At 33.2% G+C, this 24148-nt stretch carries 23 protein-coding genes and 1 pseudogene; 18 read left to right on the forward strand and 6 right to left on the reverse strand.

Features of this window, described 5'->3' with window-relative positions; all coding sequences use genetic code 11:
* Positions 1-3 precede the first annotated feature (3 nt).
* The 13 genes and pseudogenes from ACI32A_RS04665 (at position 4) to ACI32A_RS04725 (ending at position 13268) form a co-directional block, all read left to right on the forward strand.
* A complete protein-coding gene (locus tag ACI32A_RS04665) occupies positions 4-1269 on the forward strand; it encodes a UDP-N-acetylglucosamine 1-carboxyvinyltransferase (protein ID WP_439753869.1) in 1266 nt (421 codons plus the stop codon).
* A gap of 35 nt (positions 1270-1304) precedes the next feature.
* Positions 1305-1991: a LytR/AlgR family response regulator transcription factor gene (locus ACI32A_RS04670; RefSeq protein WP_439753870.1), complete on the forward strand. Its 687-nt coding sequence runs from the start codon at positions 1305-1307 to the stop codon at positions 1989-1991.
* Positions 1992-2076: 85 nt separating this feature from the next.
* Complete coding sequence (locus tag ACI32A_RS04675) at positions 2077-2850, forward strand: HAD-IIB family hydrolase (RefSeq protein WP_439753871.1); 774 nt, start codon at positions 2077-2079, stop codon at positions 2848-2850.
* A 15-nt stretch (positions 2851-2865) separates the two neighbouring features.
* Positions 2866-3768 carry a diadenylate cyclase CdaA gene (cdaA, locus tag ACI32A_RS04680; protein WP_439753872.1) on the forward strand — a complete coding sequence of 301 codons (903 nt, stop codon included), beginning with the start codon at positions 2866-2868 and terminating at the stop codon, positions 3766-3768.
* A 1-nt stretch (position 3769) separates the two neighbouring features.
* Positions 3770-4519, forward strand: coding sequence for a CdaR family protein (locus ACI32A_RS04685; protein ID WP_439753873.1), 750 nt, complete (start codon positions 3770-3772; stop codon positions 4517-4519).
* A gap of 2 nt (positions 4520-4521) precedes the next feature.
* The gene (glmM, locus tag ACI32A_RS04690) at positions 4522-5898 is read left to right on the forward strand and encodes a phosphoglucosamine mutase (protein WP_439753874.1); all 1377 of its coding nucleotides are present in this window, start codon (positions 4522-4524) and stop codon (positions 5896-5898) included.
* A 14-nt stretch (positions 5899-5912) separates the two neighbouring features.
* Entirely contained in the window at positions 5913-6572 is a 660-nt protein-coding gene (locus tag ACI32A_RS04695; RefSeq protein ID WP_439753875.1) for a response regulator transcription factor, read from the forward strand.
* Positions 6573-6575: 3 nt separating this feature from the next.
* Positions 6576-7982 (forward strand): HAMP domain-containing sensor histidine kinase, encoded by a 1407-nt coding sequence (locus tag ACI32A_RS04700; RefSeq protein ID WP_439753876.1) that lies wholly within the window; start codon positions 6576-6578, stop codon positions 7980-7982.
* A 1-nt stretch (position 7983) separates the two neighbouring features.
* Entirely contained in the window at positions 7984-8970 is a 987-nt protein-coding gene (locus ACI32A_RS04705; RefSeq protein ID WP_439753877.1) for a Gfo/Idh/MocA family protein, read from the forward strand.
* A 432-nt stretch (positions 8971-9402) separates the two neighbouring features.
* Positions 9403-10359, forward strand: a pseudogene (locus ACI32A_RS04710) (FMN-binding glutamate synthase family protein); the annotation flags it as partial.
* A gap of 222 nt (positions 10360-10581) precedes the next feature.
* The gene (rbr, locus tag ACI32A_RS04715) at positions 10582-11169 is read left to right on the forward strand and encodes a rubrerythrin (protein ID WP_439753898.1); all 588 of its coding nucleotides are present in this window, start codon (positions 10582-10584) and stop codon (positions 11167-11169) included.
* Positions 11170-11230: 61 nt separating this feature from the next.
* Positions 11231-12349: an Ldh family oxidoreductase gene (locus ACI32A_RS04720; RefSeq protein ID WP_439753878.1), complete on the forward strand. Its 1119-nt coding sequence runs from the start codon at positions 11231-11233 to the stop codon at positions 12347-12349.
* Positions 12350-12356: 7 nt separating this feature from the next.
* Complete coding sequence (locus tag ACI32A_RS04725; protein ID WP_439753879.1) at positions 12357-13268, forward strand: patatin-like phospholipase family protein; 912 nt, start codon at positions 12357-12359, stop codon at positions 13266-13268.
* 4 nt (positions 13269-13272) lie between these two features.
* On the opposite strand, the gene ACI32A_RS04730 is transcribed toward ACI32A_RS04725, so the two are convergent.
* From ACI32A_RS04730 to ACI32A_RS04755, 6 genes are all read right to left on the reverse strand, one after another.
* Positions 13273-15111 carry an ABC transporter ATP-binding protein gene (locus ACI32A_RS04730; RefSeq protein ID WP_439753880.1) on the reverse strand — a complete coding sequence of 613 codons (1839 nt, stop codon included), beginning with the start codon at positions 15109-15111 and terminating at the stop codon, positions 13273-13275.
* Between the two features lie 43 nt (positions 15112-15154).
* A complete protein-coding gene (locus tag ACI32A_RS04735; protein WP_439753881.1) occupies positions 15155-15628 on the reverse strand; it encodes a MarR family winged helix-turn-helix transcriptional regulator in 474 nt (157 codons plus the stop codon).
* Positions 15629-15666: 38 nt separating this feature from the next.
* On the reverse strand, positions 15667-16488 hold the full coding sequence (nifH, locus tag ACI32A_RS04740) for a nitrogenase iron protein (protein WP_439753882.1): 822 nt from the start codon (positions 16486-16488) through the stop codon (positions 15667-15669).
* Positions 16485-17642, reverse strand: coding sequence for a nitrogenase component 1 (locus ACI32A_RS04745; RefSeq protein WP_439753883.1), 1158 nt, complete (start codon positions 17640-17642; stop codon positions 16485-16487). The genes nifH and ACI32A_RS04745 overlap by 4 nt, the downstream gene beginning before the upstream one ends.
* Before the next feature lies 1 nt (position 17643).
* Positions 17644-18045 carry a hypothetical protein gene (locus ACI32A_RS04750; protein WP_439753884.1) on the reverse strand — a complete coding sequence of 134 codons (402 nt, stop codon included), beginning with the start codon at positions 18043-18045 and terminating at the stop codon, positions 17644-17646.
* An 89-nt stretch (positions 18046-18134) separates the two neighbouring features.
* Positions 18135-20045, reverse strand: a complete 1911-nt coding sequence (locus tag ACI32A_RS04755) for a BglG family transcription antiterminator (RefSeq protein ID WP_439753885.1) — start codon at positions 20043-20045, stop codon at positions 18135-18137.
* A gap of 211 nt (positions 20046-20256) precedes the next feature.
* On the opposite strand from ACI32A_RS04755, the gene ACI32A_RS04760 reads away from it, so the two are divergent.
* The 5 genes from ACI32A_RS04760 to ACI32A_RS04780 all read left to right on the forward strand — a co-directional run bounded on the left by ACI32A_RS04760 (position 20257) and on the right by ACI32A_RS04780 (position 24142).
* Positions 20257-21078, forward strand: coding sequence for a class II fructose-bisphosphate aldolase (locus ACI32A_RS04760; protein WP_439753886.1), 822 nt, complete (start codon positions 20257-20259; stop codon positions 21076-21078).
* A 16-nt stretch (positions 21079-21094) separates the two neighbouring features.
* On the forward strand, positions 21095-21874 hold the full coding sequence (locus tag ACI32A_RS04765; RefSeq protein ID WP_439753887.1) for an SDR family NAD(P)-dependent oxidoreductase: 780 nt from the start codon (positions 21095-21097) through the stop codon (positions 21872-21874).
* A gap of 119 nt (positions 21875-21993) precedes the next feature.
* Positions 21994-23211 (forward strand): iron-containing alcohol dehydrogenase, encoded by a 1218-nt coding sequence (locus ACI32A_RS04770; RefSeq protein WP_439753888.1) that lies wholly within the window; start codon positions 21994-21996, stop codon positions 23209-23211.
* 11 nt (positions 23212-23222) lie between these two features.
* A complete protein-coding gene (locus ACI32A_RS04775; protein ID WP_439753889.1) occupies positions 23223-23648 on the forward strand; it encodes a hypothetical protein in 426 nt (141 codons plus the stop codon).
* Positions 23649-23662: 14 nt separating this feature from the next.
* Positions 23663-24142 (forward strand): PTS system mannose/fructose/N-acetylgalactosamine-transporter subunit IIB, encoded by a 480-nt coding sequence (locus tag ACI32A_RS04780; RefSeq protein WP_439753890.1) that lies wholly within the window; start codon positions 23663-23665, stop codon positions 24140-24142.
* Positions 24143-24148: the final 6 nt, after the last annotated feature.

The following is a 24148-nucleotide window of genomic DNA, read 5'->3' on the forward strand; positions in this document are numbered from 1 at the left end:
TTTATGGAAAAAGTAATAAAAATCGAAGGTGGACATCGATTAAATGGAACAGTACGTATCAGTGGATCCAAAAACGCAACAGTAGCCTTGATTCCAGCCTGTGTTTTAGCCAATAAACCTGTTACGATTTTTGGTGTGCCAAATATTTCAGATGTACATTCTTTACAACAATTATTAGAAGAACTAAATGTAAAAGTGGAGAAAAAAGGGGACGAAACTTTATACATTGATCCAACTCATATTAAAAATATTCCAATGGTATCCAATGCCGTTTCGAAATTAAGAGCCAGTTATTATTTTATGGGCGCTTTATTAGGACGATTTGGTCATGCAGAAATTAAAATGCCAGGTGGTTGTTACTTGGGACCTAGACCTATTGATCTTCATTTAAAAGGATTTGAATCATTGGGTGCTAAGATTACCTATGAAAATGGATGCTACGTATTGGATGCACCTGAATTAGTAGGAACCAATATTTTCTTAGATATATCCAGTGTAGGGGCTACCATTAATATTATGATGGCAGCTGTATATGCCAAAGGAAGAACCATTATTGAAAATGCGGCTCGTGAACCAGAAATTATTGATATTGCGACTTTATTAAATAAAATGGGAGCTCGAATTCATGGAATGGGAACGAGTACATTGGTCATTGATGGCGTGAAAGAATTAGGTGGATGTTTCCATGAAATCATTCCCGATCGCATTGAAGCGGCTACTTATATTATTATTGCTGCTGCTATGGCAGATGATATGATTATTGAAAATATCATTCCACAGCACTTAGAAGCCGTAATTATGAAATTAAAACAAGTGGGAATTGATATGAAAGTGGGTTCGGATTATGTACAAGTATTCAAAACCGATAAACCACTGAAACCAACAGACATTCTAACGAAACCATATCCAGGTTTTGCTACAGATGTCCAACAACCATTTACGGCTTTATTAACACAAGCCGAAGGAAATTCAGCTGTTACGGAAACCATTTATAAAGAACGATTCAAACATTGTAAAGAATTAAATAAAATGGGAGCCGACATTGATGTAATGACACCTAGTTGTTTTATCAATGGAAAAACAAAGCTACATGGAGCAAAAGTCACTTCTACAGATTTACGCTGTGGAGCTGGCTTAGTTGTTGCTGCTTTAATGGCAGAAGGCATCACTGAAATTCATGATGTATATCATATTGATCGTGGTTACGACAACTTAGATGGTAAGCTTGTGAATTTAGGTGCGAAATTATGGAGAGAAGAAGTTGAGTAATTTAACTTCTTTTTTTTGTATGGTATACTATATACATGATACGTATTGCGTTTTTAGAATATGAAAAAGAAGTCAAAGAGATGACGTATTTAATGGCCAAAACATTTCATGAAATGGATTGGACTTTTCGTATTTATAATAAAGCATCGGATTTGATGAAAGGGTTAAAGAAAGAATCGTATCAGATTTTTGTATTCGATGAAATCTTTAAAACGCCTCGAATTGAAAGTGTTTTTGTACACGATAATCCCAATGCGTTATTTGTTTTTGTAGTAGAAAATAAATATCGATATTTAAAAGAAGATCAAAGAGGTCGTATTTTATATATTGAAAAAGATCGTATAAAAGAACAGTATGAAGAAATACAAGATTCTATATTGAAACAGAGCATGCAAACAGATTTATATCGCTTAATATATAATGGAGTGGATGTGAATTTGCCATATGAAGAAATTTATTATTTAGAAAAAATAGATAAAATGGTTTATTTTCATACCAAAAAAGGAGAATTTCATCAACGAATCAATATGAGTGACTTAGAAGAAATATTCAGTCCGTATGGTTTTTTGAGAGTCCATGTTTCTTATCTTGTCAATGAAAAACATATTGCTGCCTGGTATAAAGATGAAGTAGAACTTACAATTGGAAAGAAAGTGCCTTTATCGCGTCAGCAAAAACGAAAAATATTGGCTTCTAAGAAAAATGAAAATGATTCTTTTTAGTACGACAATCGTCGTATTTTTTTTATCCTCTTATTTTTGTACCCTCAATTATGTGATACAATAATACAAAGGTGAGGTATTCAACATGACAAAAATTTTAGCAACTGATTATGACGGAACATTAAAATACGCTCAAAATGTAATGCAAGAAGACTTAGATGCAATCAAAAAATGGAAAGAAGCTGGAAACTTATTTGTGATTGTAACAGGTCGTTCCATGGAATCCATTAAAGCACAAGCCGATTTATATCAAATTCCAGTAGATTATTATGTCACAAATAATGGTGGAATGGTTTTTGATGCGGATGGGAATAAATTATTTTCTTCTTATTTAGATACAGTGACAAGTATTGACTTATTATATATTGCCAAAGAAATTGAAGGCGTTGTTTCGTATGTTGTCAATGACGGATACAATCGACATCGAATTGTTGTCAATAAAGATTTACAGGAAAGACGTTATTTAACATTAGAACCCGATTTAACAGAAGAACAAGTCATGGATTTAGGTCGCTATGCACAAGTTGTGATTTCCATGGTAGAAACTGGATTGGCTGTTTCTTTGGCAGAACAAATTAATTCGAATTTTGATGACATTGTACAAGCCTATGCCAATCAATTTGTGGTTGATATCGTTCCAAAAGGAACTTCAAAAGCCACTGGTCTGGACTTTGTTTGCGAATTTTCAGAAGTCGATGAAATGGATGTATATACAATCGGAGATTCGTATAACGATATTCCATTGATGGAATTTGGAATCAATGGCGCTTGTATGTCAACGGCTTTAGAAGATGTGAAAGAACATGCTTTGAAGGAATATGATTCCATTCATGATATGATAACAGATATTTTAAAATAGAAAGGAAGGATTTCTATGGGCTTAACATTTCAGGAATTTAAATTTGTTTTACAGCTCATTGTAGATATCCTTGTTGTATGGTTTCTTATTTATTCTTTGTTGAGAATATTAAGCAACAATAATCGTACCATTCAAATTATTAAGGGGGCCCTGGTTGTTTTATTGGTTAAAGGTTTATCTGTCTTTTTCAATTTAACGGCTGTGGGATATATTATTGATATTTTTCTGAATTGGGGGGTTGTATTAATTATTGTGATTTTTCAACCAGAAATTCGTGAAATGCTTGAAAAAGTAGGAAAATCAGGAACAAGGATGAATACTTTATCGAGTTTACAATGTGAAGAAATGATTGAAGCAGTTGTGGATGCTTGTGAAATAATGTCTAAACAGAAAACAGGGGCTATTATCACGATTCAGCAAACACAGGATTTACAAGAATATATTCAATCTGGTATTAATATGGGTTCGGAAGTGTCTACGGAATTATTATGTACTATTTTTAAATATGGAACACCCATGCATGATGGAGCCGTTATTATTCAGGGAAATAAAATTGCTTGTGCAGCAGCTTATTTTCCACCAACCACAAAAGATTTACCAAGTAAATATGGAGCTAGACATAGAGCAGCTGTTGGAATCAGCGAAATATCGGATTCCATTACCATTGTGGTTAGTGAAGAAACAGGTGCGATTTCTATAGCGGTATCTGGTATATTGAAAAAATATACGCCATCGGCATTGAAAAACTATTTATTAAGTACAATGATTTTTGAAGAAACATCACAACCAAATAATTTTCTGGATTCCGTCATTAAAACAGCGAATAACTTTACAACGCGTTCTCGTAAACAAGAAGTCGTGGATGAAAGAATTAAGCCAATTAAGGTGATTGATAATTATTCGAAAGGGGCGGATTAAGATGAATAGTCATATTTATGAAATTATTAGATCTTTATTCTCTCCTGTCATTCGTCGTTTTTCAAAACTCATTGATCGTATCGTATTTAATCGAAAAGGAATGGTACTTGTTTCTTTTTTGTTGTCTTTTATCATTTGTATATCAATTGACTATGATGCCATTCGTGTTCAATTATTTAATGACTTAACAACATCTGTTACAATTTCCAATGTGGAAGTAAAAGTCATTGCCAATGAAGAAGACTATGAAATTAGTGGCGTACCCAATACGGTTAGTGTATCTTTAACGGGAAATTCAACGGATATACAAGTGTTTCGGCAACAAAATGGAGTTTCTGTAACATGTGATTTAAGTAAATGTGAACAAGGAAGTAATTTAGTCAATTTGACAGTGGATTCACTTCCATCGAATATCACAGCCAAGGTCTCACCAGAAGCCGTTGAAGTTTCTTTAGATCCAAAAGTCAAAGGAAGCTTTGCGATTTCTTGTGAGTTATTAGTAGGAAATGGGCAAAAAATAAGTGATTTTGAAACACCAGAACTCGCGCAAACACATGTCGTAATTAAGGCCAGTCAAGATACTTTGGATTCCATTCGTGTCGTTAAAGCGATTGTGGATGCCACAGGACGTTATGAAGATTTTGTAGCCAATGCAAAATTAGTGGCATATGACGTAGATGGAAAAGTCATTGATGTTGATTTTGAAAATGAATATGTAGAAGCTAAAGTAAATTTAGCTAAGGAGGAATAAAAATGGGTAAATATTTTGGAACAGATGGGTTTCGTGGACAAGCCAATGTCAACTTAACAGCGGATCATGCATATAAAATTGGACGCTTTTTAGGATGGTATTATTCAAAATTAAAAAATGGAGAAGCTAAAGTTGTGATTGGAAAAGATACAAGACGTTCTTCATATATGTTTGAATATGCCTTGATTTCTGGATTAACTGCATCTGGTGCCGATGCCTATATGCTTCATGTCACAACAACGCCAAGTGTTGCCTATATTGCACGTGTGGATGACTTTGATTGTGGAATCATGATCAGTGCTTCCCATAATCCATATTACGACAATGGAATTAAATTAATTAATTCAGAAGGCGAAAAAATGGATGAAACCACTATTTCTTATATTGAAGACTATTTAGATGGATCTGTCACTTTATTTGGTCAAACATATACAGAAATTCCATTCGCAATTAATGAAAAAATTGGACGTACAGTGGACTATGTTTCAGGAAGAAATCGTTATATTGGTTATTTGATTTCTTTGGGATTGTATTCTTTTAAAGGCGTTAAAGTTGGATTGGATTGTGCCAATGGAAGCAGCTGGCAAATTGCCAAGAGTGTATTTGATGCATTGGGTGCTAAAACGTATGTCATCAATGCAGCACCAAATGGATGTAATATCAATGAAAATGCGGGTAGTACACATATTGAAAATCTACAACAATTTGTGGTTGAAAATCATTTAGATGTTGGATTTGCTTATGACGGTGATGCCGATCGTTGTTTATGCGTCGATGAAAAAGGAAATGTTGTAACTGGTGATCATATTTTATATATTTATGGAAAATATATGAAAGAAAGAGGTAAACTGGTTACCAATACTGTAGTTACAACTGTTATGTCAAACTTTGGTTTATATAAAGCATTTGATAAAGAAGGCATTGACTATGCTAAAACAAAAGTTGGTGACAAATATGTATATGAATATATGAAAGAAAATGGATGCCGAATTGGTGGAGAACAATCTGGACACATTATCTTTATTAAATATGCTTCTACAGGAGATGGAATCTTAACGTCTTTAAAATTAATGGAAGTAATGATGGCAAAGAAAATGCCAATGAGTAAATTATATGAAGGATTAAAAATTTATCCTCAATTATTAGTTAATATTCGCGTAAAAGACAAAGCCCTGGCACAAAACGATCCAGATGTTCAACAAGCTGTGCACAATGTAGAAAAAGCATTGGGACAAAGTGGACGAATTTTGGTACGTGAATCCGGAACAGAGCCTTTGGTTCGTGTTATGGTTGAAGCAGAAACACATGAAGAATGTGAAAAATATGTATACCAGGTGATTGATGTAATCAAAGCAAAAGGTCATGAGCTCGCTGTTTAGAAAGGAGACAAAATATGAAAAGAGTCATTTGTGTAGTCGAAGATGAAAAAGATATTAATAATCTTGTGGCTCAGTATTTAAGAAAAGAAGGATATGAGGTACGTTCGTATTATACATATGAACAAGCTAGTACACATGTTCAAGACGATGACGTTCATCTTTGGATTCTGGATATTATGTTAGATGATAAATCTGGATTTGATTTATTGGAGGAAATTCGTTTACAAGGACCAACAATTCCAATTATCTTTATGTCGGCTCGTGACAAAGAATTTGATCGAATTATTGGTTTAGAAAAAGGATGCGATGACTATATCACTAAGCCTTTTTCACCTAAAGAAATGGTTTTACGAGTGAATAATATTATTCGTCGTGCATATAAAGATGAAAACAATCGCATCAGTATTGATGGCTATGAATTAGATGAAGAACAAAGAAAAATTTATTCCGATAATGTTGAAATTGAACTAACAACAAAAGAATTTGATTTATTAATGATGTTTATCAAAAACAAAGGGATTGCCTTTTCAAGAGATAAAATCTTAGAAAATGTATGGGATGAAAACTATTTTGGATCGGATCGTGTTGTCGATGACACGCTTCGTCGTTTACGAAAAAAACTACCTAAACTAAATATTCATACCATTTATGGATATGGATATCGATTGGGATAGATTATGGAGAATCATTCAAAATTATTTCATCGCATCTCTTTGACAAAACAGTTTTTAACCATTATTACATCTTGTTTAGTTGCCTTTCTGATTTTCTTTTTTGTGATTTTACGAACAGGTATTAATGATACCATTGAAACACAAATGTTCAATATGCTCTCTGAAAACCAAAAACCTATTGTGAATTTGATGGAAAACGAAGGCAATATAGATGAAGAATTTTATGGATATCTAACAAAGAGCACAACACAAGTGGATTGTTTGATTTCCAATGGCGTTCTTCATATTTTTGGAGGCAAAGAAGATAAAATTGGAAATGTTGAATTATATAAATATTTAATAGTAGAATCACAACAACTTTCCACAAAAAATTCAACACAACACGGAATTGTTCGCATCAATAATATGGAATATTACTATAGTATGGTTTATTGTCCTAAAACACAGCTTGTTGTAGCCAGCTTTATGGACAATACCTATCCATCGTCTTTTCGTTCCATTTTAATTGATTCCACTGTCTATATGATTATTTTAGCGTTTGTCTTAGTTTTTATGGTGATTTTAGTCTGGGTATTTTCTATTATTCAGCCTTTATCTCAAATCAAAGACTATATTAAACAAATTAATTTAGGAAAAGAAGTGGAATTGAATATCAATCGAGAAGATGAAATTGGTCAAGTTGCCCATGCCATTGTCGGAATGAAAGACGAATTGATGAAACAGGAAAAAGCCAAAGAAGAGATGATTCACAATATTTCTCATGACTTGAAAACACCGATTGCGACTATAAAAAGCTATGGTGAATCCATTAAAGATGGGATTTATCCATATGGAGATTTAGAAAGCAGTGTAGACGTGATTATTGACAATGCCAATCGATTGGAGAAAAAAGTCTATAATTTATTATATTTAAATCGAATTGAATATTTATTGACATCAGATTCCGAAGGCGTTGTAACAAATATGAAAGAAGTTGTCGAAGAAGTGGTTTTAAATTCAGCTGTAATTCGACCTGAAATTGAAGTGATTACGGACGTAGAAGAAGTCTTCTTTGATGGTTTATTAGAAGCCTGGCGTGTTTGTATTGAAAACATTATGGATAATGCATTCCGCTATGCGAAATCATATATAAAAATTGAAGTGCGCGAAGATGATTTAAAAATTTTAAATGATGGACCAAAAATGAGCGAACAACGCATTCAGACTTTATTTCATCCATTTGAAAAAGGAGAAAAAGGAAAATTTGGATTGGGTTTATCCATTGTTTCGAAAGTGACGAAAACAAATAATTATATTGTTGAAGGATATAATACAGAAGATGGTGTTTGTTTCCGTATTTATCGAAAACCCGTTGTTGAAGAAAAGAAAAAGAATAATTCATCTTGGATGAAAAATAAAAAGGAGAATTGATATGAAAGTAGGAACTATTGGAACTGGATTTATTGTTGATCGAATGATTGAATCCATGAAAAAAGTAGGAATTGAAGTCATTGCGTGTTATTCGCGAACACAGGAAAAAGCGATTTCGTTTTGTGAAAAACATGAAATGAAGCGATGGTATACAAATTTAGAAGACTTGATGAAAGATGAAGAAGTGGATACAATTTATGTCGCAAGTCCAAATTCTCTTCATTATTCACAATCAAAAATGGCTCTTCAGGCAAAGAAGAACGTAATCAACGAAAAGCCATTTTGTCCAACTTTAAAAGAAAGCCAGGATTTATTTGAAATCGCAAAAGAAAACAATGTCTATATTTTTGAAGCCATTACCAATCAATTTGTTCCAAATTATCAAATTATTAAAGATAATTTATCCAAGGTAGGCGACATTAAATTAGTGCAATGCAATTATTCACAATATTCTTCTCGCTACGATAAATATAAAAAACACGAACAAACAAATGCTTTTGATCCAGCATTTAATGGAGGTTCTTTAATGGATATCAATGTCTATTGTTTACACTTTGTAACAGGATTGTTTGGAAAACCATTGAATTCTATTTACTATGCCAATAAAGGATACAATGGCATTGATACAAGTGGAGTTGTAATTTTACAATACCCAGATTTTGTAGCAACTTGTGCAGGAGCAAAAGACTCGGCCAGTGATATTTTTGCCATGATTCAAGGGGATACAGGATGTCTAAGAGTAAAAGGCATGAGCATTGGCATTCTTCCAAATGTGGATTATATGCCACCTAAGGGAGAACCATTTAATGACAAACAAAAGAAAACTTCTATTGATTTAGGTATTGAACAAGATTTACATATGACATATGAATGCAAAGAATTTGTTCGTATCATTGAACAAAAAGATGAAGAAACATATCAAAAATTATGTGATCACACCAATGTCGTAGTAGAAATCTTAGAAAAGTCAATTCAACAAATCGCATAAGGCAACTATGTTGCCTTATTTTTTTACATAAATAAGAACGATTCCTAAAAAGTATTTGAAACTATTAATAAATTATATTAAAATATAATAAAGGAGTACAATATTATGGCGATTTATAAATGTTCAATTTGTGGAATTATTTTTGACGAAGAAAAAGAAGGAAAACCTTTATCTTCACTTTCTTGTTGTCCCGTTTGTAAACAACCCATTTCAAAATTTGTTCTTGTCAGTGAATCGAAAACTGAAACAAAATCATCAACTTTAAACTTAGAATACGATTCATCTACACAAAGACAAGATGCATCAGATCGATTTATGAAAGAAATTCATCAAATTTCAAAAACTGGAAAATCGATTAGTGGTTCGATGTCAACAGATATGCCTTTACCAAGCTGGGATGACATTTTAATTATGGGAGCTCAACTCAATCCTATGCCATTGCTGGATCATGAAAACGTGAGTACAAAAACAATTATAGGAAAACATGCTTTAAAACCAATGGTATTAGAAAGCCCCATTTATATTTCTCATATGTCTTTTGGAGCTTTATCGAAAGAAATTAAAGTGGCATTAGCGAAGGGAAGTGCCAAAGCTAAAACGGCTATGTGTTCTGGAGAAGGTGGAATTTTACCAGAAGAAAAAGAAAACGCTTATAAATATATTTTTGAATATATTCCCAATCTTTATAGCGTAACCGATGAAAATCTTCAATCCAGTGATGCCATTGAAATTAAAATCGGACAAGGAACAAAACCAGGCATGGGAGGTCATTTACCGGGTGAAAAAGTAACGCCGGAAATTGCCAAGATTCGAGGTAAAAAGCCAGGGGAAGATATTCAAAGTCCAAGTAAATTTGAAAACATTCATTCGAAAGAAGACTTAAAAACATTGGTATCGGATTTAAGAACACGATCTGGTGGTCGTCCAATTGGAATTAAAATTGCGGCAGGAAAGATTGAACAAGATTTAGAACAATGTGTTTATGCCCAACCAGATTTTATTACCATTGATGGAAGAGGTGGCGCTACAGGAAGTTCTCCATTGTTGTTAAGAGAATCCACATCCGTTCCAACAATCTATGCTTTAGCACGTGCCAGAGCCTATTTAGATTCAGTGAACAGTGACATTGAATTAGTGATCACAGGTGGATTACGTGTATCTTCTGATTTTGCCAAAGCCATTGCGATGGGAGCCGATGCCGTTGCCATTGCCAGTGCTGCTTTGATTGCTGCAGCTTGTCAACAATATAAAATTTGTGGATCAGGAAATTGTCCAGTTGGTATTGCTACACAAAATCCAGAATTAAGAGCGCGTTTAAATGTTGAAGTAGCCAGTCAACGTGTTTATAATTTTTTACATGTGTCCAATGAAGAATTAAAAACATTTGCTCGTGTAACAGGCAATACTTCCATTCATGACTTGTCCTATGATCAGTTAGCAACCACAGATCCAGAAATTGCTAAATATACAAACATTCGACACGTTGGACAAGCTTCGATGGATCAAAAGAAAAAAGAAACCAAATCTGAGAACACGGTGACATATCGCTGTAAAGTATGCCAGCATATATTTGAAGTTAAAGAAGGAGAAACACCTGTTTGTCCAGTTTGTATGGCAAAAGGTGATTTATTGGAAAAAGTGGAACAAGAACAACCAAAATCTCATTCATCGTATGCTGGAACACAAACCGAAAAGAATTTAAAAGCCGCTTTTTCAGGGGAATCTCAAGCTCGAAATAAGTATACTTACTTTGCCAAGGTTGCCAAAAACGAAGGATACGAACAAATTGCGGACTTATTCCTGAAAACAGCAGAAAACGAACGAGAACACGCGAAAATGTGGTTCAAAGAATTAAATGGAATCGGTGATACAGCACAAAACCTGGCAGTTGCCGCTGAAGGGGAAAACTATGAGTGGACGGATATGTATGATGGATTTGCCAAAACAGCAGAAGAAGAAGGATTCCCGGAATTAGCAGCAAAATTCAGAATGGTAGGTGCCATTGAAAAACACCACGAAGAAAGATATCGTGCTTTATTGAAAAATGTAGAAACGGCTTCTGTTTTTGAAAAATCGGAAGTAAAGATTTGGGAGTGTCGTAATTGTGGCCATATTATTGTAGGAACCAAAGCACCAGAAATATGTCCTACTTGTTCATATTCACAAAGCTATTTTGAAATCAATATTGAAAACTATTAAGACTATCTTTTGGATAGTCTTTTTCTATGTGGTAAAATATAGATAGCGGAGGCAGTATTATATGTTAACAGATCAAGATAATAGACCCTATGTTCCATGGGACATTATGGATTCATTTATGACACAGGCATTTATGAAATATGGATTACCGGAAGAAGACGCAAAACTATGTTCAGATGTATTATTAGAAAGTGATCGACGAGGAATTGAAAGCCATGGATGTAATCGATTTAAGCCCATTTACCTGGATCGCATTAAAAAAGGAATTTTAAATCCAATCACAAAAATTGATATCATAAAAGAAACATGTACAACAGCTGTTTTAGATGCCAATGATGGAATGGGAATGGTTGCCAGCAAGAAAGCAATGGAAATGTGTATTGAAAAAGCTAAAAAATATGGAATGGGTATGGTTGCTGTTCGTAATTCATCGCATTTTGGAATTGCAGGATACTGGGCTGGCATGGCAGAAAAAGAAGGCATGATTGGAATTTGCGGAACCAATGCCCGTCCTTCCATTGCACCAACTTTTGGTGTTGAAAATATGTTAGGAACCAATCCACTGACTTTTGCAATGCCAACTGATGAAGAATTTCCATTTGTATTGGACTGTGCCACTTCGATTATTCAAAACGGAAAAATTGAATACTATGCACGTATTGGACATAACACACCAACTGGTTTAGTGATTTCCAGAGATGGTGTTATGTTAACGGATTCCAAACAAATTATTAAAGACATTCGAAACGAAAAAGCGGCTTTAGCTCCATTAGGCGGTTTTGGAGAAGAAATGGGAGGCTATAAAGGCTATGGCTATGCCACTGTGGTTGAGATTTTAAGTGCAGCTTTACAAGCTGGTATTTTCTTAAAAGCATTGGAAGGAAAAAATGAAGATGGTTCGATTCGTCCTTATCATTTGGGACACTTCTTTATGGCCATTGATACCGAAGCCTTTATGGGACTGGAATCCTTTAAAAAGACAACAGGAGATATTTTAAGGGAACTTAGAAATTCACAAAAAGATCCAAATTATGATCGAATTTATACAGCTGGCGAAAAAGAATGGGATGTATGGCAAGAAAGAAAAGACAAGGGTGTTCCTTTAACAGAAGCTGTACAAAAAGAATTTATTGAAATTCGTGATGAATGTCAACTAGATATTAAATTCCCATTTGAATAGGTGAAATATGGAAAAAGTATATTCAAAAATCAATCAAATTCCATGGGGACATGCTTCACTGGAAATAAAAGAAGGCTGTGTAGTTTGTGAAGGCGGAGCGTTTCGAGCTGTATATGGTGAAGGCGTTTTAGATGCGATGATGGAAAATGATTTGAATATGGAATGTACAATTGGTGTTTCAGCAGGTGCTATGAATGGATATAATTATGTTGCTGGGCAAATTGGAAGAAGTGCTCGATTTAATTTGAGTCATAGATTTGATCTAAATTATGTTGGAGGACCTAAAACCATACTCCATAATAAAGGAATCATTGGCTCTGACTATGCCTTTGGACCTATTCGTGAAGAACCCTTTGATCGTTTATTTTTTGAAAGAGAAACGCGTAGATTTGTTGCCGTTGTGACAAATTGTCTAGATGGACAAGCATATTATATGGAAAAAGGAAAGTGTTCAGATATCGAAATAGCCATACAAGCATCGGCTTCTCTTCCATTTGCTTCTTCCATGGTGGAAGTCGATGGCATGCCTTGTTTAGATGGAGGCATTTCCGATCATATTCCAGTTCAATGGGCTATTGATCAAGGCTATAAAAAAATTATAGTCATTAAAACACAACATAATGATTATCGAAAAAATGAAGATGAGAAAATGGATCCAATGATTGATGTGATGTATCATAAATATCCATCTCTTTGTGAAAAACTAAAAAATATGAATCATGAATACAATGAAACATGTGATTATATTGATGAATTAAGACAACAAGGAAAAATATTTGTGATTTCTCCTTCTATTAATGATCCAGCCAGTCGATTGGAACATGACATTGAAAAATTAGGAGACTGGTATTTTCTTGGATATCAGGATGCTTACAATCAAATGGAAGAACTGAAAAACTATTTAAATCAAAAGGACTAGAAATCTAGTCCTTTTTGGTTTCCATATCAATTACTTTACGAAATTGTGTTTCATATAATTTTTTATAGACTCCATTTTTCTGAATCAATTCTTCATGGCTTCCTTGTTCTACAATAGAACCATTGGATACAACTAAAATCTGGTCGGCAGCTAATATTGTACTCAATCGATGAGCAATGACAATGGATGTACGATTTTTCATGAGTTGATCTAAGGCATTTTGTATAGCACTTTCTGAAATAGAATCCAAAGAAGAAGTGGCTTCATCTAGAATTAAAATACAAGGTGATTTTAAAATAACACGAGCAATGGATAAACGCTGTTTTTCTCCACCGGATAGCTTTAATCCACGATTACCAACAATAGTATCATATCCTTTTGGCTGAGATATAATGAAATCATGAATATTGGCAATTTTACATGCATTTATGATTTCTTCATCTGTAGCATCTTTTTTTCCCATCAATAAATTGTTTTTTATTGTATCATTAAATAAATACGCTTCCTGGGTTACTTTTCCAATATTTTGTCGTAAATACGTTAAATCAATGTCTTTTATATTATAATTTCCCAATTGAATACAACCTTCTTTGACATCGTATAAACGAGGAATTAAATTCACAATGGAGCTTTTTCCTGCACCAGATGGACCTACAATGGCATACATTTTTCCATCTGGTATTGTGAATGATAAATTCCTTAATAAAGGAATATCATCTTGATAATCAAATGAAACATTCATAAAATGAATATCGACATGACTTAAATCTGGTTTAATGGGATGCTCGCAATTGGTAATATCTGGTTTTTTATCTAAATACGAAAAAATACGAGAAAATAAAGCTAAGCTTCGCGTAAAATCCACGCCAATATTCAATAAATCCTGAATCGGTCGATATAATCGATTAATTAAAGTAACAGTAGCGGTTATGGTTCCCACTGTTAAATTCGGTATTTGAAGTTGAATAATAAAATAGCCTCCTGCTAAATAAATTAATAAAGGACCCAAATTCGTAAAAATACCCATTACAACATGAAACCATTGCCCAGCTCTTTCTTCTTTAATCGATAAATTAATGACTTTTCTGTTAGTCTTCTTAAATAATTCAAATTGATCTTGTTCCCGTGTAAATAATTTGATTAATAAAGAACCTGAAACACTTAAAGACTCATTGATAATATCATTTAATTCATCAATTCCTTCTTGAGCAAGACTTGCCAATGTCCATCTTTTTTTGCCTGCTGTTTTTGTGGGAAGAATTAAAAACGGAATAATTAATATTCCAACCAAAGCCAATTGCCAATTCATTTTCATTAAAGCCACAATGGTTGTGATAACTACACATAAATTTGAAATGGTTTGCGCTAATGTATTAGAAACCACGGTACTCACACCAGAAATATCGGAATTCATACGTGTAATAATATCGCCTTGTTTTTCTGTCGTAAAAAAAGAATGAGGCATGGATTGCAGATGATTAAACATTTCATTTTTCATATCATAAATAATTTGATAGGAAATATAGGCATTGATATAGGTTTCCAATACACCCATAACCTGGGAAGCAAATAAAGTTAAAACAGCTATTAAAACCAGTTGAAACAATAAAGATAAATTTTTTCCTAAAATTGCTTGATCAATAATTTTGGCAGTAATGATAGAAGGAAGTAAGCCCAAAATAGCTGATAAAAAAATCACTACTAAAACCGCACATAAACTCAACCAATATGGTTTTAAATAACTTAATATACGAAACAATAATTCTTTTGTGACCTTGGGAGCATTTTGTTTTTCTTCTTCTGTTAGAAAATCCCTTGGCCCACGATGATGATGTCTAGGCATACAATTCCTCCTTTGAAATAAAAAAAGTGCAACATGTGCACTTTTATTTCCAAAGACCTTCTTCTTTTAACTGTGAATAAGCCTCAAGAATACGAACCAACGCCTGGGAATCCTCTGGACCAATGCGATCCATCAACAACCGAATTTGACGATCCCATTTTTCTCTTTGACGCAATATTTGTTCCTTTCCTTTTTCTGTTAAAGAAACAGTAACCATACGTTTATCTTCTTGACTATGAATTTTTTGAATCAATTCCTTTTTTTCGCATTCCTTTAAAATGGCAGTAATACGAGGAGCTGATACATTCATTGCTTCACTCAGGTCCATTGGAAAAATCTCCTGATTCTGGTTATCATATAAATAGCCAAGAACGAAGTGCATTCCATGTTTATCTTGGTGATGTTTATGGTCATGCTTTTTGTTTTGATCTTTTTTATGAGACGAATGTGTCTTTCGATAAAAAGCATCGGATAATTCTTCTAAAATTTTTTCATCAATCATAATTTCTACTCTCATTTCTTTATAATTTATTATAGAGAAATGACATTCATTTGTCATTGAATTGGAATATACTTAATCAATAAAGCTTCTAATTCTTCATTTGAAATCGGTGTAGGCACACTGAAATTCTTATTTTCTTCAATGGCCTTAGCCAATTGACGATATTCATTGGCCTGTATATTTTGGGAATCATATTCCAGGACCGTTTTCTTTTGCAGTTCCGCATGTTGGACCACATTGTTTCTTGGAATAAAATAAATCATTTGTGTATTTAATTTCTTCGCAAATTCACTGACCAATTCCTTTTCCTGATCCACTAAACGAGAATTACAAATTAAACCACCTAATTTTGTTTTTCCTAAAGCTGCATATCGCTTAATTCCTTTACAAATATTGTTGGCTGCATATAAACTCATCATTTCTCCAGAACAAACAATATAAATTTCTTCGGCTTTTCCTTCACGAATTGGCATCGCAAATCCACCACAAACAACATCACCTAATACATCATATAAGACATAATCTAAATCAGATTTATAGGCATTCAATTGTTCTAGTAAATTAATGGCAGTGACAATACCTCGACCTGCACAACCAACACCTGGTTCCGGTCCACCAGATTCTACAGCCTGAATATTGGCATAGCCTGTGTATAGAAAATCATCTAAAGTGATTTCGTCTTCTTCTTTTTCTCGCATGATATCCAATACAGTATGCTTAGGAAGACCCCCTAAAATTAAACGAGTCGAATCAGCTTTGGGATCACATCCCACAATCATGACTTTTTGTGCTAATGAAGCAAAAGCAGCGGCTAAATTCTGTGTAGTTGTGGATTTTCCAATTCCACCTTTTCCATATATCGCAATTTTTCTCATAGTCTATCTCCTAACCATTGATCTAATTTCTCATTCACAAAGCTTTCATAAGGCGTAACATTGGCACTGGATTGTAAAGCTGGATTTGGTAAAGAAATCCATTTTTTATCATTGGGACAAAGAACTTTTTGATTGGCATCGGCAATAATGGTTGTGATTGTATCATCGTGAAATAAATCCACTAAAGCATCTTCTCCACTTAATTTTTTATCCCCTGGATTCATTAAGTCTTTATCCATTTCATAGAAACTGCAAACGATGCAGTTTTTATTAGATAAAGCATTTCGAATCGCATTGCCCAATACTTGTTCACAAACAATCAATACTTTTTCGGTATTTATTACTTGATTGTCAATTGTTTGTTGTTCTAAAAGAGCCTGGCATTGTTTCTTTCCATAGGGAACAGAAACAATATATGGAATATCAAATTTTTCTTTCATATATTTTGCCAAAGCAAGACCACAAGAATGAACCACGACATTTAAAGAAGCCTGACAAGCTTTTTTTAGATTTTCTGTGGATTCTTTCATTCCCCATACAGATACAATGGAATAAGACTGTGATAAAAATTCTTTGATTTCCAAATACGCTTGTTCACTAAAATCCAATGGATTACATCCAATTAAGTTGATACTATTTTCTTTTGTTTCTTGTTTTGATAACAAAAGTTTTCCCATAGCTAACAGCGTTTGACCCATTCCATAAACATAGTCTTTATCTCCATGAATATCCAAGGCAAGAGATGGAATACTATAGTCTTTTTCAATAACCTGGGCTTCAAAACCTAAGTCTGATCCAATCATAGAAGAAGAAGGCGCTAATGATAATAAAATAAAGTCAGGTTTTCTTTTAGAAAGTGCTTTTTTAACACAAGATTGCACTTTCTCACTGGTACCATTGATGATGTCATCGTTACGAATCTTTGAATTGATGACATTTTCATTTTCTTTGTCTTTTCGACTCCCTTTTTTATGATGATCTTTTTTATGTCCTTTATCTTTTTTGTCATGAGTGGAAACCTCAAAAGAAGGTTTCACTTTTTTATAACCCGATGGATCATCAATAATTCCTAATCCATCACTTGTCGATAAAATAGCTTGAAATCCTTGTACATCCGAGTAACAAGGTGGAATATATTTCCATAGTTTCTTCATATTAGTGCTCCTTTCGATCTTCTTTTTCAATATGATTATCATCCACAATCTCTAAAGTGATACCATATTCTTCTTTTAATTCCTGAATTAAGAATGTTCCATCACTGGATAAAATCATCCATTGACATCCCACAACCAATAAATATTTTGTATAATGTCTTTCTTCATAAAGCTCTAAAATAGCTTCTTTAATTTGATTGAGATAACGACCTGTTGAAAAATCCGACATAGAAGGACACAACAAGGCACCTTGTCCATTTTGCATAATGCGACCAATTTTCGCAAAAGGCTTATGGCGCAAACAATTTAACGAACCCATAAACAATACTTGATAATCTCTGGTATTGTATTTGTCAAAAAATGTTGTGAATGTGCATTTTGTTTCATGTGTATTTTGAATCATAGTCATCTCCTTTTTATTTAATAGATATTAATTAATACGTATTAATTATATAGATAAAATATTTTTAAAGTCAATAAAAAAATTGACCATTATACGGTCAATTTAAAAATTTCTTTTAATGTTTGAATAAATTGATCAAAAGAAGTACTTTGATGCAATAAATGAATATTATTTTCATCGGAAATTATAAAAGAAATATAGTTCCAGTTTTTATATTGCTGAATATCATTTTTTTCTATGCTTAAAAACATTACGAAATTCACTTCATGTAAATCCCATTGAATCATAGAATCCGAAATAATAACACTGATAAAAGTTGTATCGGTAATAGAATCTTCAGGATGACAAATCGCAATGTGATTGCCAAAATAAGAAGAACTATTGTCTTCGTGATACTGCAAAGAAGGAAGTAAATCTTTATTTCCAACACCTGCTTTTAAAGCTTGCTGACAAAGAGAAATCAATACTTCTTGTTTATTATGGAAAGAAGAAATCTGAAAGAGCTGATTCGAAAATTTATTTAAAAAATCATTGACTTTAAAACCAGCTAAAGACAAAGCAATGCGTGTTTCTTCATATTCGGTATTGATGAAATAATGAATAAAAATACAGTTTTCATTTAAAGTTGTCAATTCTTTTTCTGTAACTAAAATACAATCATAGGCATCTAAATCCAGCTCTAAACTATTGTAGTCATGATAAATATCGATGGACTGAATCGAAGGAAATTTTTTATTTAATTGCTGGCGCAATAAAACAATGTTGCTCTTTTTTTGTTTAGTTACAATTAAAACCATTTTATTTTTTTCTTCTTTACTCAATTCTTCTAATTGTCCAACAAAATGACATGCCAGAAAAGACAATTCATCGTCGGATATTTCTTTCATATATTCTGGATAAATTTCATTGATGAAACATGTCGCAATTTCAAAAGCCAGTGGATAACTTTTTTTAACATCATAAATTAATACATTTTCTAATTGTGAATGCGTTTTTAATCGAGTAATTAAGGGTTCTAAATGAAGCGCCAAAGAAATTCGTAAATTAATATTAACACTAAAATCCATATGAAAGCGTTCTTTAATTCTTTTTAAACCTTTGTATACTTTATTATTCAATTCATTAGCAATATAGTCATTGTTATCATATTCTCTTTTGCCATGAATGCTGATAGCCAATAATTGAATTTCTCTTTCATTATATGGAAAATAAAATTTCTTTTGAAATTGTGAAAAAATTTTTTTGGCAATGTCGTATTCATGTAAATAAGCACCATAGGCAATTTCTTCTTTTTCATATTCAATTAAATGATTTCTAAGAAGCATTTCCACAGTGGCTGCCACATGAACAATTAAATTCTGTAACGCAATATCCGATAAAATATAGTTATTATTTACTAATACATCTGTTACCACTTCTTCCGCATTTTCAATCATGTGATTGTATTTTTCATTGCGAATTTTCTTGATGTTTTCAGCTACAACCACTGTACTTTCTTTAATTAAACAATTCCGTTTATTGAGTGTATCTCCTAAAACACGAATCCCAACACCTCTTAATTTATCCAGTTGAAGATCGTACTTATTTAAAATCGTTTGTACAATTTTTAAATCATTGGACAAACGAGAACGAGAAATAAAGAGTTCATCTGCAATGTCATCCATATTGATATAGTCTTTACTTGACAACAACATTTTTTCAATAATGTATTTTGCTCGTTGATTTTCATCCACAAAATGAATCATTTTCTGTGTCTTAGAAGATAATTGATCCATATATTGTTCTGCTTTTTTTTCATCAAGAATTTGTAAAACAGCTTTATTTCGAATAATGGAAACCGACATCGATTCATTTTTTAATTCTTCCTGGATGGCTTCTAAATCAGAACGAATGGTACGTGAACTCACATCTAGAAAATTTGCTAATTGTTCTAGATTCATTTGGACATTTTTATTGGTATATAAGCGATTCAGAATTTCAAATTGTCGTTTCGATATCATAAAGGTCTCCTTTCATTTTTATTATAATACAAAGAAGAAAATTCACGAAATATTTCAAAGAAGCTGTTAAAGATTTCAAATTTTTAAAATTTCATAAAAATTTGAAATTTACTAAACTTCATTTTTTGTATACAAACAAAAAAACAATAAAATTCAATTCATTGTATATTCAAATTGTCAAAAGAACAGAAAGAAAGAGGTTACAAAAAATATGTTAGTTAGTTCAAAAGAAATTTTAGAGGCCGCTCAAAAAGGTGGATTTGCTGTCATTGCACCAAATGCCAATAATGAAACATTTGCACGTGCTGCTATCGAAGCTGCAGAAGAATGTCATACAGCTGTCATTCTAGATGTTAACTTTCCACAACATCCAGATATCGTATCACAAGGAAGAATCTATGAAAGATTAGCTATGCAGGCAAAAGTTCCTGTTGCTATTCAACAAGATCATGGAGGAACATTCGAACAAGCTATCTGGGCTATTCGTGCTGGATTCACTGGAATTATGGCAGATCGTTCTGACAAACCATATGAACAAAATGTTGAAGAAGTTGCTGAATTAGTAAAAATTGCACATGCTGTTGGTGTTTCTGTTGAAGGTGAAATTGGACACGTTGGTATGGGGGATGATGAAGAAGGAATTCGTGCTGGATTAGTGGATCCAAATAATTGTAAAGACTATGTAGAACGTACAGGTGTCGATGCATTGGCTATTGCCATTGGTACAACACATGGACAATATAAAGGAACTCCATTCATTGATTTTGATTTATTAAAACAATGTCGTGAAAAAGTTGATATCCCTCTAGTATTACATGGTGGATCTGGAACAGGTGATGAATTATTAGCACAAGCTGCTCGTTCTGGAATTAGTAAAATCAATATTTGTACAGACTTACTAACAAATGCTGCTGATAAATGGAATGAAGCAGGTGTTACAGATGCTGGTAAGGGAATGAAAAACTTAAAAGCAGGTTACAAAGAAAAAGTCATTCACTACATGCATGTATTTGGTCAAGTTGATAAATTTTAAGGAATAGGAGATCGATATGGATTTAGGATTTAAAGGAAAAACAGTCATTGTGACTGGTGGTGCTCGTGGTGTAGGTGGAGGAATTTCTGAAATCTTTGCACGCGAAGGAGCCAATGTTATCATTGATGACTTAGCTCGTCCAGAAGAATGTGAAGCCTATGCCAAAGAATTAGCTGAAAAATACAATACAAGTGTAACATTTGTACAAGGCGATATTTCCAATCCAGATGATGTAAAAAAAGTATTTGATACAGCAGATGAAGTATATGGAGGCGCTGATATTTTAGTCAACAATGCCGGATTAACAGGACCAAGTACAAATGCTTTAATTACAGAAATGCCAATGGATAAATTAAGAAAAAATGTTGAAGTTAACTTCATTGGAACTTTTATGATGAGCCAGGAATTCGCAAATCGTGCCATTGCAAAAGGAAAATCAGGAAGAGTCGTTAATATTTTATCAAAAGCGGCAGTATCTTCAACAACAGCTGGACATGTTTGTTTAGCAACAACAAAAGCGGCTTTAATGGCTTTAACAAAACAAATGGCCGTTGAATTAACAGAATCTGGAATTATCGTTAATGGTGTAATGCCAGGATCTGCCAAAAATTCTTTATTTACTGGTAAACCAGAAGAATTAGAAAATCCAAATGTAAAACGCCGTTTGGCTAAATTACCTACACATAAATTAGCGGAACCAACTGAAATTGGACAAGTGGTTGCTTTCTTGGCCAGTGAACAAAATCAAGTAGCTGTTGGATCAATCGTCGATATTACAGGTGGATTGTTGTTATAATACATCTTCAAATGAAACATTCAACTTATTATCTCTCCTTTATTTAAGCATTTGAAGAAATATTTCATTTGAAAGATTCATTTGAATCTTTCAAATGAGTAATGGAAAGGAAGTTCAAAATGGAAAAAAGATTTTCGAATTTTACATTTTATATGCCAACAGAAATCGTATTTGGAAAAGATGCAGAACTACAAGTTGCTGACTATGTAAAAAAATACGGAGGAACAAAAGTACTAATTGTTATGGATGGTGGAGGATTCATCAAAGCTTCTGGCTTATTTGATCGAATCGTCGATGTCTTAACAAAAGCAAATATTTCTTATGTAGAATTAGAAGGCGTACAACCCAATCCAAATGCCAGCTTAGTGTATGTCGGATTGGATTTAGTAAAAAAAGAAGGCGTTGACTTTGTCTTAGCCATTGGTGGAGGAAGCACAGTCGATACAGCAAAAGCCATTGCATTGGGAATGGTTGATGATGGTGATGTTATGGATTTCTTCACACATAAACGTCGTCCACAAAAAATGGGTCCAGTTGGTGCTATTTCAACAATTGCTGCTTCTGGAAGTGAAACAAGTGGTTCAGCTATGATCAAAAATGATTTACCTGGTGGAGATGGTCTAAAAGGTGGATTTATGAACAATGCGATTCGTACTCGCTTTGCTTTGATGAATCCTGAATTAACTTATACAGTTCCTTCTTTCCAGACAGCTGCAGGGGCTACTGATATTTTTGCCCATACATTTGATTCCTATTTAACATATGAAACATCCTATTTAGCGGATCAATATTGTGAAGGAACAATGCGTACGGCTGTTAAATTTGGTCCAATTGCTGTTAAAGACCCAACAAATTATGAAGCAAGAGCTGAATTGTTATTAAATTCATCTTTCTCTCATAACGATGTAACAAGAATTGGACGTGGAAAATTATCGGCTACAAGTCATTTTTTAGAAGAAGCATTGGGAAATGTATTCCATCGTACACACGGAGCTGGATTAGCAGTTGTTATGCCTGCTTGTCTGCAATTGGCAATTGATAAAGACGAACAAACTATTGATCGTGTTGCCCAATTGGCAACAAATGTATTTGATGTACCAGATGATCCAGAAAATCGTAGAGCTGTTGCTCAAGAAGGAATCAATCGTTTTAGAGCTTGGTTAGATGATATGGGAATGCCTTCTACGATTCGTGAATACGCAAAAGTAGATACCGTAACAGAAGAACAATTAGATGAATTAGTTGGATATGTTAAATTTGATCACGATGGAAATTTCTTTGGATTTGGTCGTGTTCATCCAGAAGATGTAAAAGAAATGTTCCGTTCTTTAATTTAATGAGGATTTTTATGGATAAGACAATTGAAAGAAAAGCGATTTCTACTTTATTGAATCAATACAAAGAAGACCTTGATATATTCAAAAAAGAAGAAACAAAGCCAAAAGAAAAAAGAAAAATTTTAAATAAAATTTCCAAAGAAAACAATGAAATTTTAGTGGATTTGATGTTATTCAACAAAGAAAAAAATGAAAACTATATCAAAGTCTATAAATCACTTACTTCTTTGTCTTTATCCACTTATATAGCCATTGCTTGTTTAGTTGTTTTGTGTATTTTGTTTTGGATTCAAAAAAAACCAGGAACCATTAATTTCTTTATTCTATTAATTGCCCTGATTATTTCGAGTTACATATTAACAAAACGAAGCAAGACAACGCTGCAAGATTTTTTGGAATCATTGATAACAACCAATGAAAATTGGTGTAAAAAATAGAAAGGAGAATTCATATGATCGTAATGACACGTATCGATGCCCGTTTGGTGCATGGACAAGTTGCTGGACGTTGGATCAAATTATTACATGCTACAAAAGTAGCAATTGTTGAAGACGAAGTCGCCAATGATCCATTCATGGTGGAAATGTTTAATTTAGTTGCTCCTCCAGGAACTGCCATCGAATGCTACACAATTGAAAAAGGAGTAGAAAGATGGAATCAGGATCAATTTGGTGATGGAAACATTATCATTTTATTTAAAACACCAGCCACTGCTTGTAAAGCATGGGATGCGGGATTGAAGTATGAATCATTAAACGTAGCTCAAGTTCCAATGACAAAAGGACGTGAAAGAGTACATAATACGGTTCACTTAACAAAAGACGAACAAGCTATGTTTAAGGATTTAGTTGGAAAAGGTGTTAATGTTTATGTTCAGGCTGTTCCTGAAGATAATCAACAAGACATCGTAGAAGCCATTAATAAGTTATAAAAAAAG

It is taken from the genome of Floccifex sp. (genome assembly GCF_051873555.1).
Taxonomy (GTDB): domain Bacteria; phylum Bacillota_I; class Bacilli_A; order Erysipelotrichales; family Erysipelotrichaceae; genus Floccifex.

Bases quoted from the DNA above. Each gene is read 5' to 3' on its own strand.
- ACI32A_RS04665 (WP_439753869.1), top strand. From the start codon at position 4: ATGGAAAAAGTAATAAAAATCGAAGGTGGACATCGATTAAATGGAACA.
- ACI32A_RS04670 (WP_439753870.1), top strand. From the start codon at position 1,305: ATGATACGTATTGCGTTTTTAGAATATGAAAAAGAAGTCAAAGAGATG.
- ACI32A_RS04675 (WP_439753871.1), top strand. From the start codon at position 2,077: ATGACAAAAATTTTAGCAACTGATTATGACGGAACATTAAAATACGCT.
- cdaA (WP_439753872.1), top strand. From the start codon at position 2,866: ATGGGCTTAACATTTCAGGAATTTAAATTTGTTTTACAGCTCATTGTA.
- ACI32A_RS04685 (WP_439753873.1), top strand. From the start codon at position 3,770: ATGAATAGTCATATTTATGAAATTATTAGATCTTTATTCTCTCCTGTC.
- glmM (WP_439753874.1), top strand. From the start codon at position 4,522: ATGGGTAAATATTTTGGAACAGATGGGTTTCGTGGACAAGCCAATGTC.
- ACI32A_RS04695 (WP_439753875.1), top strand. From the start codon at position 5,913: ATGAAAAGAGTCATTTGTGTAGTCGAAGATGAAAAAGATATTAATAAT.
- ACI32A_RS04700 (WP_439753876.1), top strand. From the start codon at position 6,576: ATGGAGAATCATTCAAAATTATTTCATCGCATCTCTTTGACAAAACAG.
- ACI32A_RS04705 (WP_439753877.1), top strand. From the start codon at position 7,984: ATGAAAGTAGGAACTATTGGAACTGGATTTATTGTTGATCGAATGATT.
- rbr (WP_439753898.1), top strand. From the start codon at position 10,582: ATGGCAAAAGGTGATTTATTGGAAAAAGTGGAACAAGAACAACCAAAA.
- ACI32A_RS04720 (WP_439753878.1), top strand. From the start codon at position 11,231: ATGTTAACAGATCAAGATAATAGACCCTATGTTCCATGGGACATTATG.
- ACI32A_RS04725 (WP_439753879.1), top strand. From the start codon at position 12,357: ATGGAAAAAGTATATTCAAAAATCAATCAAATTCCATGGGGACATGCT.
- ACI32A_RS04730 (WP_439753880.1), bottom strand. From the start codon at position 15,111: ATGCCTAGACATCATCATCGTGGGCCAAGGGATTTTCTAACAGAAGAA.
- ACI32A_RS04735 (WP_439753881.1), bottom strand. From the start codon at position 15,628: ATGAGAGTAGAAATTATGATTGATGAAAAAATTTTAGAAGAATTATCC.
- nifH (WP_439753882.1), bottom strand. From the start codon at position 16,488: ATGAGAAAAATTGCGATATATGGAAAAGGTGGAATTGGAAAATCCACA.
- ACI32A_RS04745 (WP_439753883.1), bottom strand. From the start codon at position 17,642: ATGAAGAAACTATGGAAATATATTCCACCTTGTTACTCGGATGTACAA.
- ACI32A_RS04750 (WP_439753884.1), bottom strand. From the start codon at position 18,045: ATGATTCAAAATACACATGAAACAAAATGCACATTCACAACATTTTTT.
- ACI32A_RS04755 (WP_439753885.1), bottom strand. From the start codon at position 20,045: ATGATATCGAAACGACAATTTGAAATTCTGAATCGCTTATATACCAAT.
- ACI32A_RS04760 (WP_439753886.1), top strand. From the start codon at position 20,257: ATGTTAGTTAGTTCAAAAGAAATTTTAGAGGCCGCTCAAAAAGGTGGA.
- ACI32A_RS04765 (WP_439753887.1), top strand. From the start codon at position 21,095: ATGGATTTAGGATTTAAAGGAAAAACAGTCATTGTGACTGGTGGTGCT.
- ACI32A_RS04770 (WP_439753888.1), top strand. From the start codon at position 21,994: ATGGAAAAAAGATTTTCGAATTTTACATTTTATATGCCAACAGAAATC.
- ACI32A_RS04775 (WP_439753889.1), top strand. From the start codon at position 23,223: ATGGATAAGACAATTGAAAGAAAAGCGATTTCTACTTTATTGAATCAA.
- ACI32A_RS04780 (WP_439753890.1), top strand. From the start codon at position 23,663: ATGATCGTAATGACACGTATCGATGCCCGTTTGGTGCATGGACAAGTT.